We start from the raw sequence: 12,438 nt of genomic DNA, 5'->3' as shown, positions 1-12,438 counted from the left end.
TGGAAATAGAAATCCGGACGCGCCGGTAGGAAAGCCCGCTGACCTTAATTGGTTGGCGGGCTTTTTTTTATATTATGAACCTCTCAAAAACCGGGCTCCGTAACATCCCCGCGCGGGTCCAGTTTCGTATTTTGACCTTCGCTTTTATCCGTGGCTCAACGAATACAAACTCGCGATTCTCTCCGGTGACAAGCTGCTGAGCAACCCCATAAAATGCCCTGCGTTCGGTAGGACCGGCACCGAGCTCGATAATTCCGGCCGGCCGCACCCTTCCGCGCTCATCGGCGACACCCGCCAACCAGCCGAACCCCGCCTTTTTGTATCCGGTAATATACACGTCCGCATGCGTCCAATTGATGACCTTACGCCAGTTCTCGGAGCGGCGTCCTGACTCGTATACGCTATCGGCGCGCTTGCCCACAACGCCCTCCATGCCGCGCGTCTCAATCTGCGCAAAAAGCGCCTCACCTGCGCCGACGATGTGAGGCACGATGCCAAAGCTGGGACTCGGTAGCGCCAAGCTCGCGAGGATCTCTTTGCGCTGTAGGAGCGGCAGTTTCCGCAAGTCCTCGCCATTGTAGCGTAAGATATCGAATACCGCGTAATAGGCCGGGAGAGTAACGGTGAGCCGCGCGATCTTCTCGGCTTTCTTCGCTTTAAACCGCGCCATGACTGCCTCAAAGTCGGAAACGCCGGTCGCTGGATCGACGCAGGCAACTTCGCCGTCGAGGACAACGTCATGACCAAACGGCAGTTGTAGCTCCGGGTATTGACGGGTGCAGTCGTTATTGTGGCGTGTATACAAGCGGACGACGCCGTCGGTCTGGGAAAATATCATGCGGTGGCCGTCGATCTTTGGCTCGAATATATAGCGCGGGTCAGAAAACGGGGCCGGCGCTGTTGCGAGTAACATTGAATCAATAAACATAAAAAACACCTCTATCCCGATTATATCGCGTGGATGTTCGGGAGAGGTGCGGTAAGTTGTGGAATAGGCATTCCCCTAAGAGGGGCCGTAGCCCCTAAACGTTATAGCACTCTTTTAATTGGTTGTTTATCTCAGCGACGCCGCCTTCTTGTTCGATTTCGCCCCATGTGAGCGTTACGTCTTCGATGACCCTTTGCTTTGTCGTGTACCACACTCCGTTTGCATCTTCATTTTTCACATTGTACATCGCACTTACAATGTATCTGTTTCTTTGTTTCAACCCGTCTACCTCAACAGTTAAATCATTTCTGATAAAGATTTCTTTCATCCCTCTTTACCTCCGTTCTTATTATCAACTTCCTGATATAAATATAGCACATGTTGATATAAGAAGTCAATAAATAATATTAACTTGTTGATAAAAAAATCATTCTAGTGTATATTAATTGTCAGGAGGTGTTTGGAATGGTCATTAATCACCTTAGCGAAATCATGGGGCGCAAGCGGCTGAAGGTAACTGATGTAGTTGCCGGAACTGGCTTGGCCGTAAATACAGTGTCTGGATTGTATCATGACAAGGTTAAACGCGTTGATTTAGATACGCTTGATAAACTGTGCGACTTTTTGGAGGTCGGGATCGGCGAGATCCTGGAGCACGTAAAGGAGGGGGCCTGATGCGGAACATCGATTATAAGGCCCACGGTAATTTACTGATCCCCTTTGTATATGTCGATATGGATAGCTTGATGGACAATTACGACTGGTTTATGATTGGATTTAAGCAGGCACGACGAAAGCACAAGAAAAGAGGAGCCTAATTGCTCGGCCCCTCTTCCGCGCTTACTTGCTGTTGCGCTTGCCTTTCATACGGAGGTACAGGTTGTAAGCCCGTTCCTCTCCTAGCGTGAGGCGATACCGTTCAAGTATCTCCGCCTCTTGCTTCTTGAACGCCTCTTCGGTGATTCGCCCCAGTGCCCGCTGGTCGCGATTCACACGCAGGAGGTGTTCTCGTTTTTGGAGCTTTGTAAAAGCATCCAACAGCAATTTTTCCATTTCGTTTTTCACCTCCCTAGGAAGTCTTTTCTATCAACTTCCTGATATAAATATACAACATAATGATATAACTTGTCAACATTTTATATCAATTAGTTGATATATTTTTTTATCATGTTGCTACAACTTGCCCGTTGCGGATTAATTCCGGATGGGCTTTTATTTTTCTTTTGATCGGCGTATAATACAAACAAATGTTCGCAAAATAGAGGTGATATCATGCTTGAAGATTTGGAGCGCAAACTGCTCCGTATCCTGTTTAATTTTGCATCGCAACGGCACCGGATGCCGACCAAACCTGAACTGGAGCGCACGACAGGCCGAAAATATAGTGACATCGAGGCTGCGCTTAATAAGCTGGTGGAGGAACGTTATATCTTTTGGCCGGATAACCCCCGTTTGGACACAATCATCATTTTGGAGGCGTGGGAGAGGGATCAGCCGCAGCAGCGCCCCAAAAAAGCAACAACTAGCAGCAACATTGATTATTGGACAAAGTATTAGGGGGGCACATCATGAGCAGCAGATTGGGAGCGGGACTGTGGGAGTCGAAGTTTATTTTGCCGGAACACAAAGAGTCGCTGCGGAGAGCGAGACAGGAGGAGCGCCGGAAACAACGGCCGATCCTGGACGCACAGGAGATCGAGCAGATCGAGCGAGCGATCGCCGAGGCTTTTCGGGAACGGAAGATCGTGACGCTGTGCATATGGGGAGAATACGAAGACACCGAGATCCGCGGGGCAATATTAACCGTCCAGACATATCTGCGCGAGATTAAGTTGTCGACCGGGACCGGCGAATGGCAGTGGATTAAGATTGAGGATATATTGAGCGCGGAAATAAATTAACCCCGGATCTCTCCGGGGTCTTTAATTTTATTCTAAATTATCAATGGCGTACTGTGCTTCTTCCTTCGTAAACTTTTCTCCGTGCTCCGAAATCAACTGATCGTAAATATCTGCATCAGACATACTCATGAGTTCCGCATATTCTTGCGCCTTTTTCAATGCATTTGCTTTCCAATCGAATTCAAGATTATCGATAGCATATTGAGCAGCTTCTTTTGGGAAATTCTCTCCATACTCAGAGGTTAACTGATCGTAAATGCCTGCCTTTGACATGTGCATAACTTCCGCGTATGTTTCCGCTTTTTTTAGCGCCGCTTTATGTTCCCGAGGGACGCTATTTGCTTTCGCCTCTGCCTCTTCTTTTGCTTTTTCCTCAGCTTCCTGTTTAGCCTTTGCCTCGGCTTCTTCTTTCGCTTTTTTCTCAGCTTCTAATTTCGCTTTATCTTCGTTCTCTTTTTGTGCCTGATCATCTGTGCTGACATCGTCCGTTACGGCGTTTGCGGTCGCTTCAGTTGCGGGCTGATCATCTGTATTGTCCGCATTTTCAACTGTCGTACCAGGATCGGCTGCGAAGGCAATGATCAATATTACAAATAACGCGCCCCCAGTAATAAATTTCTTCTTAGCTGTTCCATTTTTTTTAGCAGCTGCAATGATGCCTAAAATAATGAAAACGATGAAGCCGATAAACGATAACACACCTATAAAAGCCCACACGGTAAAGAACCCCTCCCTGTATAATTATAGTTGTAGTCTACCAGAACTAGGAAAATGTTTCTAGATATTTAAGGCAATACTTTACAAACTTCGTGGAAATCTGCTATTATGATCCCATACCTTTTTTATCATTCTTCTTTCCCCTGGCAAGCGCGAAAGGGGACATTCTAATTGTCACTGATGTCATTTTTTCATCGGTGAGTGGGGTTTTAAATTCAAGGATTATAGGGCGTAGTATGGCCGCTATGATCTGGGTTAAAGAAACAGGCTTTTAAAAAAAAGTGCTCAATGTCGTTATGGAGGTAACTCCATGACGCCAAAGAAAGTACTTTTGCCTGGAACTGATAACCCAGATTGTAGCGGCTTTTTTGCGTTCGCCGAAAGGTGGTGGTTTGTCCGATATCTGTCCGCATATAGTCCGATCACTGGTGCATCGAATGTATTATTTTACAAGTAGTAGTTTCGACATTTTGCGACAGCGGGGTTATGTGGAAAGTTTTAGAATAGGAGAACGAGGTGTTAAGCATTGCTGAACAATATGCTCGGGGGAGAGTAGAAAATCTACTCAACCTTCGTCGGACCAGGTTAGTACATACAAATCAGTCACGCGACAATTAAGGTAATGCGCGGCATTGATTGCGAAGGTCAGGGACATTTGTGCATCCCCATTAATGAGTTGTGTCACAAATGATCGTGTGCATTTCATAGCCCTTGCGAATTCAGCCCGGCTTACTCCTTTTTCTTTGAGTCGGTCCAACAAAAGGCATTCCCCGAGCACGTAACCCATGGGAACTCCTTTCCAAACTATGTTAAAGTTACGAACGTTTGTTCTGGTAACTGTTCGTATTTTGTGGTATGCTCGTCTTAACATCTCGCGCGGAAAAATATTACATCAAGGAGGAATGACTTATTAGTAAACAAGAAATCGACTTAACTAAGCTATCGATCGCAATGGGCAAAGATCCGGATTTTTTAAAGCTTGCTATTTCTGACTGTCCCGGTATAACCGCTCAGCCCGAACTGCAGCAATCATCCGTTGATATTCTTCCTCCGTCAGTTCCCGGCCGTCAACCTTAAAATCATACTTTTGTTTAATCTCTTCATCGGACAATTCAAGTGACTTATCAAAAAGCTCTTTCTCAGCGGTGTATGAGGAAGGGCTTTCTTTAAATACATCATTTCCTGTGTCTATAGATTCACATTTGGACAACTTTATTAACTCATTCAATAAGTTACTAAATTCTCTGAATTTATTGCATGTAACAGGTAGATCGTAAATTTCGTCATATAATTCCTCATATAAATAGCGATCATGCAAATGGCCGTCACCCAGAAGATTTTTATATTTTTCTTTCAGATCGGTTAATTTTGTGTTTTCTTCATTGAAGCCACCATTGTGCAGTATTGCTAAAACCTTCGTAAGCCCATCGTGTAAACTCTCACGCATTTTGTTCTTTTCTTGAACTGACACATCAAAAAGCGGAATTTCATCCTCTCCCAATAGCCTCGATACACTAACACCCAGTGCTAAAGCTATTTTAGTTAACGTTTCGGTTGAAGGTGCTTTAACTCGTCCACTGAAAAGCGATGTAATCGTGGTTTGTGGAAGACCGGAAGCTTTAGCAAGTTTGTATTTTGTCCAACCTCTTCTTTTCATTATTCTTTCGATCTTCTCAATGGTATCCATAGCGACTCCTTTATCTAAGTTATATCTATATTCAGTCATAATAGTATTTGAATTATAACGAAATGTCAACATAAATGAAGAAACCAAGAGAAAACATGTAGTTTTGTAACTAAATTGAGGTATGACGATGTTTGATTATATAACTAAACGTAGTTATATTGACTTCAGGAGGTGAGCCTGATGATCACTAGCATAGGAAAGCGGATAGCAAAATTAAGGGAGGCAAGAAACTGGACTCCTTATAGGTTATCCAAGAACAGCGGACTTTCTTACTCATACTTAACAGCTTTGGAAGAAGATAAACACAGTCCTTCATTAGAAGTTCTCGAAAAGATAGCTTCTGCGTTCGAGATTGAAGTTTCCGAGCTCGTGAAGAACGAGGTAGAAGAAACAAAAGTATAACGAAACGTAGTTATAACGATTTTTGGTCTTTAACAATTAAACCAGTTTGAACGAAGGGATGGTGCAAATGAACAAGCTCCAGATCATTAATCACGAAGGCCAGCGCGTGCTTACAACATCGCAGTTGGCGGAGTCGTTTGGAACGGACGCAATAAAAATTCAACAGAACTTCAGTAATAACAAATCGAGGTACAAAGAAGGGAAACATTTCTTCTTAATTCAAGGCGATGCTTTACGAGAGTTTAAAGGCAACTTAGAAAATTTCGAAGTCGCCAGTAACATTAATCGTCTCTACCTCTGGACCGAGAAAGGCGCCTGGATGCACGCCAAGTCGCTCAACACAGACCAAGCATGGGAAGCTTACGAAATGCTGGTGGATGACTATTACCGGGTTAAGTCAAATCCCTACGAACAGCTCAGCCAAGAGCTTCAGGCGATATTCCTGCTCGACCAGCGCACTCAGGCATTTGAGGTCCGGGTGGCTCGGCTGGAGAACAACACGACCATTGATTACGGGCAGCAGAACGACCTGCAGCTGATCGCGAACAAAACCGTGGTTACGGCGCTCGGCGGGAAAGAGAGCCCCGCATATCAAGACAAGACGATCCGCGGGGAAACCTATTCGTCGCTCTGGAAGGACTTCAAAGGCTACTTCAACACAAATTCCTATAAAAACACCTTGGTTAAGGATTTCGACAAGGCGAAGGAATATGTAGGCGGCTGGCGACCACACGGGAAATTACTGCGGGATATAGAGCAGGCGAACTCTCAAATGGCCTTCAGCTAAAATCATCATCCGCTCTTTGACAACTGAATGAAGCGAATTGAAACCAAAACGAAAGGATTGTGATAACGTGGCGATCTTTATCCACCCAACTCACCGCATTCTGGCCCATCTGTACCTGCAGTTTATGGCCGGGACGTTAAGCCCTTTGCAGGAGCCGGAGCTATTGAAGGCGATGCAAGAAAACGCGGAGCTGGTGCAAAAGATCGACGGACTAAAAGAAGCAGCATACGCAGCACAGTGTATCAAGAATAAGGACCTGGTCCAGTACTTTTGCGAAAAACTCTATGAATTGGAGGCAAAAAGTTTATGAATGGTACTTTTGCAACACTCTTACACTCGCAAGGCCTCTCCCGCGGACCGGTTTTCGTGGCCGGACTGATGAAAGGTCATGAAGCAGCTCGGATGGTCGAATTTTTCAAAAACCACGAAGTGACGACGAACGATGTCCTTCCGGACGGCCATGATCACGAGAAGCTCGGCACATACTTCACCCACTTCGACATCGGCGCCCGCTACGGCATCACGTTTGAGGATTTCGTGGGCCGGGTGCAGCGCGGGACATGGCAAGCGTGGCTGGCGTAGGACTGGACCGCTTCTCCCAGCCGCTATATGGCGAGCAGCAAGCCCGGGCGCCGCAGGAGGACGAACTGGCTGCCTACAAGCGGGAACGCGACGAGCAGCTTGAGCAGGACTTGAAGGGAGGTGAGGAAGGCGATGGGAGAAGCTGCTGAAATGGTGCTTGATGGTCTGCTTTGTGAGTGCTGCGGGATGATGATCGACGGCGAAGAGCCGGGTTATCCGCGACTCTGCGAGGACTGCGAAAACGAGTAGGCCTATTATTTTTTTGCCAAAATCGGGCTTCTGAGCCCAAAAAGGAGGATGTTGAGCAGTGAAAGTGATCGCAAAAACAAGCGAAGCAGGTTATTCGAGCGACCGGAAATGGCTTGTAGAAATGTCTGAATCGGAAATAGCCAACGTTTCCGGCCATAGCTACAGCATGCCGGAACCTATAAAAATCGGCACCAGCATCGATGTGGCGTCAGTCTATAGGGCTGCTAGAAGGGCTTTGGATCATGAAAACACTGTAACTCAGGCAATCAGTAACTTGAGATCAATGGCGGATGTGCTTGAAGCAATAAGACCGACGGTGTTATCCGCGATCCAGACTCCATGCGAAGAGGAACCGGACGCTGTGCCGATGGAGGAGCTATAGGAGGATGCCAATGCCAGAAACACCACTATTACCTATCAACCTTGCCCTAAGCGTTTATGAGCGGCAACCAGCCGTTGTCCGGATTGATCTTAACAATTACCTTTTCGTGCTGGATTGTCTGCAGACGGAGGATAACCCGGACATCCGGTCCCACCTGATCGGCGAGCTAGAAAAGCTCGAGCAGAAATACGGCGTAAAGGTAGACAGAAAAAAGGCCGCCCAAGAAGGCAGCAAATAAGAAAAATTCCAATTTCAATATATCACGGAAAGCGGGGAACGTGAATGGCAAAGCAAATTAAATTCATCCGGCTGGAGCTTCAAAACTTCGCCGGGATCCGGGAGCTGGACATCACATACGGCGACATCACGAAGCTCTCCGGACAAAACGGGGAAGGCAAAACGACGATCGGGGAAGCGCCGGCATGGATATTCTTCGGAACAGACCTTTTCGGCAAGACATGGAATCCATCTCCAACAACCTACGACTTCGACGTTGTTGGTGGACGTCTCACCTTGAGTGTGGACGGCGAAGAGAGGGTTTTCGAACGAGGGATTCACGTCGGTGATGCGGTTTATTTGGTAGACGACATCCCGAAAACATTCACCAAATTTAAAGAAGCGGTCGCAGAAATTTTCGGAAAAGAAGAGTTTCTTTCTCTTTATAATCCAGCTTATTTTTTCACAATGCACAAATTCGACCAGAGGGCCTTCATTCTTAAAAACACTCTCCCTCCAGTTCGAAGCGATGTGTTGGCCGAAATGAGTCGGACTACCCCGGATCAGAAGGCCAAGGATATCCCACTCAACCCGGCCGCCACCAAGCTTGATGAACTGCTGAAAAAATCGTCCCTTGATGATCTGGTTGACCGGCATAGTGGGAAAAACGGGCTTAAACCGAAGCTCGAAAAGCAGCATATCGCCGCGCAGAGCCGCACCAAGACGCTGCAGGAGCAGTTGGACCGCTTGCCAGAGGCTCCGGCGGATATCGAGGCAGCGAAAGCAGAATCGGCCGCGCTGCTGGAGCAAATCAAAGGGATCAACGTCCAGATTGAGGCAGCTACGGAGACCAACAATAACCGATCTGAGTTGCAGGCTAAACTCGTTGCGGCACGGCAGCAGGTAGAGGCGGCCAAGAATCGGTACATGAAAGTTTACAACGAGCCGATCGATGATGCTTGCCCGACTTGTCAGCGTCCATTTGATGACGCAGCCCGCCAAGCGGCAACCGACGCCAAGGAGAAGCACAAAGAAGAACTGCGTACTGAGCATGCGGAGTTGGTCGCTAAACGCAAAGAACTGGAGGGACAGTTGGCCGCCATCGAACCGGTTGACGTCTCCAAACTATGGGAGAGTATGCGTGAACTTGAGCAGAAACGGGATGCTCTGGAGGATATGATCCGCGCAGACAAATCCCGGCAAGGTCTCAAGGCAGAAGTCGAAGCAGCGAAGAAGGCCGAGGACAAAACACTGGCAGCCCTCAAGGAATCCATCTTTATCCTGGACGCGATCAAGGCTTACCGGGCCAAGGAGGCAGAACTCCAGGCTGAGAAAATTCAGTCTCTATTCGATCGGCTAAAAATTCGGCTTTTCAAATATGTCAAAACCACGGGCGAGTACGAGCCGGACTTTTCGATCCAAATGGACGGCAAGGATTACGCAACTCTCTCAACCGGTGAGAAGATCGCTGCTGGTCTGGAGCTCACGGAAGTGTTGTACAAGCAATCCGGTCTGATTGTTCCGACCTTCATTGATGGAATCGGGGAGTACACCGGCAGAGTGGCTGTATACGGGCAACTTATCACGGCCCGTGCGGTTGAAAATCAAAATCTCACAATCGAAACGGAGGACCTATCCCATGATGAATAAATCCATTGAAAAGCAAATTACAGCAGCTAGACTGCATGTGCAGCAAAAAGTGTTTCGTCAGTTCAAACAGGAGGCGAAGCTGGATAAGGCGTACAAGCCCGGTAGCTTAGGCCCGTCGGTTGTCGCAACTGCTATCAAAGAAGAGTTCCATGGGCCGATCCTTTCCCGGCGCGAACGTAAGGCCCTGGCAAAGGCGAACGGAACACCTGTTAAAAAGTTCTACTCGCAGGGGTGAACACCATGAAGAATGGAAAGAACCCAACCAGGCGCCAGAAAATAATCATTAGAGAAGCAGGTTTTAATCCCGATAACTGGCTCGTTTTCAAGGCACTCGATGATCGGCTTGAGCTGGTCCACTGTTTCACGAATACAACTAAAACTCTTTTCCTTTAGGAGGACGAAACCATATGGCAGGTACCAATCAATTAGCAACCGTCGGAAACTGGAGCGTTGAAGACATTGAAACGATGAAGAACACCCTCGCGGTAGGGACTACTGATTCACAGTTCCAGTTGTTCTTACGAACAGCATATGCTTCTGGACTCAATCCGTTTTTAAACCATATTTACGCCATCGTTTACCAAGGCAAGATGTCGCTCCAGATCGGAATCGAGGGTGTTGCTTACCTCGCTAAACAGCACGAAGGATACGGTGGGTATGACGCCCAGGTAGTATGCGAGAACGACACGTTCAAAGCCAAAAAGTCCACGGTATATAACGAAAAAACAGGCGAGCGTGAAGATGAATGGACCATCGTGGAACATGAAATAGGTTTTCCGCGCGGGAAAATTATCGGGGCATATGCGATCGCGTACCGTAAAGGTTTCCCTCCATTCACCGTGCTGATGGACTGGAGCGAAGTCGAACACTTCTTAAATAGCCCAATTCAGAACCAAAAGACGATGTGGACCAAGTACACGGCCGACATGTTCAAAAAGCACGTAGCGAAGCGGGCTTTGAAGGGTCAATTTGGAATTGACATCAACGAGGATGAAGTTCCCGGAAATGGTTCCACGTTGAATGAATCGGAACCACAGCGCCGCGATATCACCGCTGAAGCGAACGCTACTGCAGCAGTCACTAAAACGCCGCCTCCCGCTGAACCAGAGAATGCGGCGAATCCAGACGATGAAGCTGAACTGAAAAAATGCAAGGTCCAGATGAAAAAGAACTTTGTCGCATTGGGGATCACAACGCCTGAAGCTATGCAAGAATACACCGACCAGTACGGCAAATTCAAAAGCGAAACGCCGACGCTTGAAGAAGTGAAGGCTCTCCTGAAGGTGATGGACCTCCATATTGCCGAGAAGCTGCAGGCTGAGCAAGATGAACTCCCGCTGTGAGGTTGAACAACTAGACCTATTTGGCGGTGCTGATCTTAATGCGTCTCCTGATCCGGCCGGGGAAGTGCTGAACGGAGTGTATTACGAGGCCGAAACTGATCTGTTTGTCTCCTTTGTGCTGGGCCGCAGGTATTACGAATGGCCGGCAAAGGGATGCGAATTTGACCGAAGCTGGCAGGAACGAATCAAAAGGGAGAGATCGATATGAAAGTCGAGATCCTAGCAACCGGTTCGGACGGTAACTGCATCCACCTCAAAAGCGGCGGCACCGGGATCCTGATCGACGCCGGTAAGTGGAAGCGGGACCTGGAAAAGCGTTTGCTGGCCAGAGGGATCAACGCCGCGACGGATATTCAGGCCGTCTTTATCACCCACGCTCACGGCGATCATATCCGCGGACTGACACTGGCTAAGAAGTACCGCATCCCGGTCTGGGCCACGGATGGCGAATGGAAAGGTATCTCCGGTGTGGATGATGAGCTGCGCCGGGTGCTGGAAACGCGCTGGGGCAAGTACGAGCCCGTTCGGATTGGTGAACTGACGGTCCGCCCCTTTCGGACCTATCACAACACCTACGAGCCGGTCGGGTACGCGGTGGAGGACGACATTGGGAACCGCGCGTGCGTGGTATTTGATACAGGTCACATCGATGACGACATGCTGGAGATGATGGAAGGCAACATCTACATCATCGAGGCAAACCATGACTCTGACATGCTGCTTAATGGTCCTTATGATGATTACCTCAAGGACCGGATCGCCGACCCGCACCGAGGTCACCTGAGCAACGAGCAAACGGCGGCAGCGCTGCAGAAGCTGGTAAAAGGCAGCGGAGAACGGATTTACCTGACCCATTTGAGCAGCACGAACAACACGCCGGAGCTCGCGTCGCAGGCAGTACGGATGGCGTTATTCGAAAAGGGATTGATCAATAAACGAGATTATTTTCTGGAGGTGGTTTAGATGCCTAAGGTTTTGATAACAAACGGTTCTGATCTTGATACGTGGTACCACAACCAGCAAGGATCGATTTGGGATGTAACCTCAGTTAGTGAGTCGCACTATTACCTCCCCGATCTAGTGGGACGCTGGTCCACTGGGGTTCGCAAGAGAGATGGGGAGCTGCTTTACACCGAAGCCGAGTACAACGAGGTCCTGCAGCAACGGGACAAAGCGATTGATGATCTGGCCAAGTACGCGCAGGAATTGGTGGACCTGCAGCAAGAACGCCAGATGCTGATCGAAACGATCGAAAAGGCAGCCGGAGAACAGCGGTTAGTGGAGCTACCGCGGGAAGTGGCGGATGCGTTTGATTCGGCCGGGGGACTGAGTCATGTGCTCGGGATTATCGCTGCAGATCAGCCGAGCAGAACTGATCGGCAAATGGTTTTGAGGGAATATGCGGTAACCCACCCACATGATTTTGTCTCCACCCTGGTCAATGGCTACACCGCCGAGCAAACGCCGGAGGAACGGCTGCAGGCCAGGGTCAGCGGTTTGCTGAGGGAATGGTCGGGCACAACACTGGACGAAAAACACATTAGCCAGCTCGCTGGTCAGATCGTGGAGCAAGCAAAGCAATTAACCTGAACGT

Annotated in this window: 22 protein-coding genes and 1 pseudogene; 17 read left to right on the top strand and 6 right to left on the bottom strand. The window is 48.4% G+C overall.

The window, feature by feature from the left end; all coding sequences use genetic code 11:
* Positions 1 to 67: 67 nt before the first annotated feature.
* Together ACZF99_RS20285 and ACZF99_RS20280 are read right to left on the bottom strand one after the other, a co-directional pair.
* Positions 68 to 928, bottom strand: a complete 861-nt coding sequence (locus ACZF99_RS20285) for an ATP-dependent DNA ligase (RefSeq protein ID WP_483606762.1) — start codon at positions 926 to 928, stop codon at positions 68 to 70.
* Positions 929 to 1,022: 94 nt separating this feature from the next.
* Positions 1,023 to 1,256 (bottom strand): hypothetical protein, encoded by a 234-nt coding sequence (locus ACZF99_RS20280; RefSeq protein ID WP_483606761.1) that lies wholly within the window; start codon positions 1,254 to 1,256, stop codon positions 1,023 to 1,025.
* A 137-nt stretch (positions 1,257 to 1,393) separates the two neighbouring features.
* Here ACZF99_RS20280 and ACZF99_RS20275 point away from each other — a divergent pair, with 137 nt between their 5' ends.
* Both ACZF99_RS20275 and ACZF99_RS20270 read left to right on the top strand, forming a co-directional pair.
* Complete coding sequence (locus ACZF99_RS20275; protein WP_483606760.1) at positions 1,394 to 1,603, top strand: helix-turn-helix domain-containing protein; 210 nt, start codon at positions 1,394 to 1,396, stop codon at positions 1,601 to 1,603.
* Positions 1,603 to 1,746 carry a hypothetical protein gene (locus ACZF99_RS20270; protein ID WP_483606759.1) on the top strand — a complete coding sequence of 48 codons (144 nt, stop codon included), beginning with the start codon at positions 1,603 to 1,605 and terminating at the stop codon, positions 1,744 to 1,746. Before ACZF99_RS20275 ends, ACZF99_RS20270 begins: the two co-directional genes overlap by 1 nt.
* Before the next feature lie 22 nt (positions 1,747 to 1,768).
* Here ACZF99_RS20270 and ACZF99_RS20265 read toward each other — a convergent pair whose 3' ends face one another.
* The gene (locus ACZF99_RS20265) at positions 1,769 to 1,981 is read right to left on the bottom strand and encodes a hypothetical protein (RefSeq protein WP_483606758.1); all 213 of its coding nucleotides are present in this window, start codon (positions 1,979 to 1,981) and stop codon (positions 1,769 to 1,771) included.
* A 219-nt stretch (positions 1,982 to 2,200) separates the two neighbouring features.
* Between ACZF99_RS20265 and ACZF99_RS20260 the strand changes: the two genes are divergently transcribed.
* Entirely contained in the window at positions 2,201 to 2,485 is a 285-nt protein-coding gene (locus tag ACZF99_RS20260) for a hypothetical protein (protein WP_483606757.1), read from the top strand.
* 11 nt (positions 2,486 to 2,496) lie between these two features.
* Positions 2,497 to 2,829, top strand: coding sequence for a YolD-like family protein (locus ACZF99_RS20255; RefSeq protein WP_483606756.1), 333 nt, complete (start codon positions 2,497 to 2,499; stop codon positions 2,827 to 2,829).
* Between the two features lie 27 nt (positions 2,830 to 2,856).
* On the opposite strand, the pseudogene ACZF99_RS20250 reads toward ACZF99_RS20255, so the two are convergent.
* The 3 genes and pseudogenes from ACZF99_RS20250 to ACZF99_RS20240 all read right to left on the bottom strand — a co-directional run.
* Positions 2,857 to 3,240: pseudogene (locus ACZF99_RS20250) on the bottom strand (Ltp family lipoprotein); the annotation flags it as partial.
* A gap of 871 nt (positions 3,241 to 4,111) precedes the next feature.
* Positions 4,112 to 4,252 (bottom strand): hypothetical protein, encoded by a 141-nt coding sequence (locus ACZF99_RS20245; protein WP_483612856.1) that lies wholly within the window; start codon positions 4,250 to 4,252, stop codon positions 4,112 to 4,114.
* Between the two features lie 276 nt (positions 4,253 to 4,528).
* Entirely contained in the window at positions 4,529 to 5,233 is a 705-nt protein-coding gene (locus ACZF99_RS20240) for a helix-turn-helix domain-containing protein (RefSeq protein ID WP_483606755.1), read from the bottom strand.
* A 180-nt stretch (positions 5,234 to 5,413) separates the two neighbouring features.
* On the opposite strand from ACZF99_RS20240, the gene ACZF99_RS20235 reads away from it, so the two are divergent.
* From ACZF99_RS20235 to ACZF99_RS20175, 13 genes are all read left to right on the top strand, one after another.
* Complete coding sequence (locus ACZF99_RS20235) at positions 5,414 to 5,635, top strand: helix-turn-helix domain-containing protein (RefSeq protein ID WP_483606754.1); 222 nt, start codon at positions 5,414 to 5,416, stop codon at positions 5,633 to 5,635.
* Positions 5,636 to 5,702: 67 nt separating this feature from the next.
* The gene (locus ACZF99_RS20230) at positions 5,703 to 6,422 is read left to right on the top strand and encodes an ORF6C domain-containing protein (protein ID WP_483606753.1); all 720 of its coding nucleotides are present in this window, start codon (positions 5,703 to 5,705) and stop codon (positions 6,420 to 6,422) included.
* Between the two features lie 67 nt (positions 6,423 to 6,489).
* Positions 6,490 to 6,732 carry a DUF7667 family protein gene (locus ACZF99_RS20225; protein ID WP_483606752.1) on the top strand — a complete coding sequence of 81 codons (243 nt, stop codon included), beginning with the start codon at positions 6,490 to 6,492 and terminating at the stop codon, positions 6,730 to 6,732.
* Complete coding sequence (locus ACZF99_RS20220) at positions 6,729 to 7,004, top strand: hypothetical protein (protein ID WP_483606751.1); 276 nt, start codon at positions 6,729 to 6,731, stop codon at positions 7,002 to 7,004. Before ACZF99_RS20225 ends, ACZF99_RS20220 begins: the two co-directional genes overlap by 4 nt.
* A complete protein-coding gene (locus ACZF99_RS20215) occupies positions 6,992 to 7,153 on the top strand; it encodes a hypothetical protein (RefSeq protein WP_483606750.1) in 162 nt (53 codons plus the stop codon). The genes ACZF99_RS20220 and ACZF99_RS20215 overlap by 13 nt, the downstream gene beginning before the upstream one ends.
* 158 nt (positions 7,154 to 7,311) lie before the next feature.
* The gene (locus ACZF99_RS20210; protein WP_483606749.1) at positions 7,312 to 7,635 is read left to right on the top strand and encodes a hypothetical protein; all 324 of its coding nucleotides are present in this window, start codon (positions 7,312 to 7,314) and stop codon (positions 7,633 to 7,635) included.
* Positions 7,636 to 7,645: 10 nt separating this feature from the next.
* Positions 7,646 to 7,873: a hypothetical protein gene (locus ACZF99_RS20205; RefSeq protein ID WP_483606748.1), complete on the top strand. Its 228-nt coding sequence runs from the start codon at positions 7,646 to 7,648 to the stop codon at positions 7,871 to 7,873.
* A 44-nt stretch (positions 7,874 to 7,917) separates the two neighbouring features.
* A complete protein-coding gene (locus ACZF99_RS20200; RefSeq protein ID WP_483606747.1) occupies positions 7,918 to 9,501 on the top strand; it encodes an ATPase in 1,584 nt (527 codons plus the stop codon).
* Positions 9,491 to 9,736 (top strand): hypothetical protein, encoded by a 246-nt coding sequence (locus ACZF99_RS20195; RefSeq protein WP_483606746.1) that lies wholly within the window; start codon positions 9,491 to 9,493, stop codon positions 9,734 to 9,736. The genes ACZF99_RS20200 and ACZF99_RS20195 overlap by 11 nt, the downstream gene beginning before the upstream one ends.
* 5 nt (positions 9,737 to 9,741) lie before the next feature.
* Positions 9,742 to 9,894 (top strand): DUF6906 family protein, encoded by a 153-nt coding sequence (locus ACZF99_RS20190; protein WP_483606745.1) that lies wholly within the window; start codon positions 9,742 to 9,744, stop codon positions 9,892 to 9,894.
* Positions 9,895 to 9,908: 14 nt separating this feature from the next.
* Entirely contained in the window at positions 9,909 to 10,844 is a 936-nt protein-coding gene (locus ACZF99_RS20185; protein ID WP_068783181.1) for a RecT family recombinase, read from the top strand.
* Between the two features lie 204 nt (positions 10,845 to 11,048).
* A complete protein-coding gene (locus tag ACZF99_RS20180) occupies positions 11,049 to 11,807 on the top strand; it encodes an MBL fold metallo-hydrolase (protein ID WP_483606744.1) in 759 nt (252 codons plus the stop codon).
* A 117-nt stretch (positions 11,808 to 11,924) separates the two neighbouring features.
* A complete protein-coding gene (locus tag ACZF99_RS20175; protein ID WP_483606743.1) occupies positions 11,925 to 12,434 on the top strand; it encodes a hypothetical protein in 510 nt (169 codons plus the stop codon).
* Positions 12,435 to 12,438 lie beyond the last annotated feature (4 nt).

The organism is Paenibacillus sp. JL3B1040, from assembly GCF_057063165.1.
Note: the sequence above shows the minus strand (reverse complement) of the source record. Positions and strands in the feature narration are given on the sequence as shown.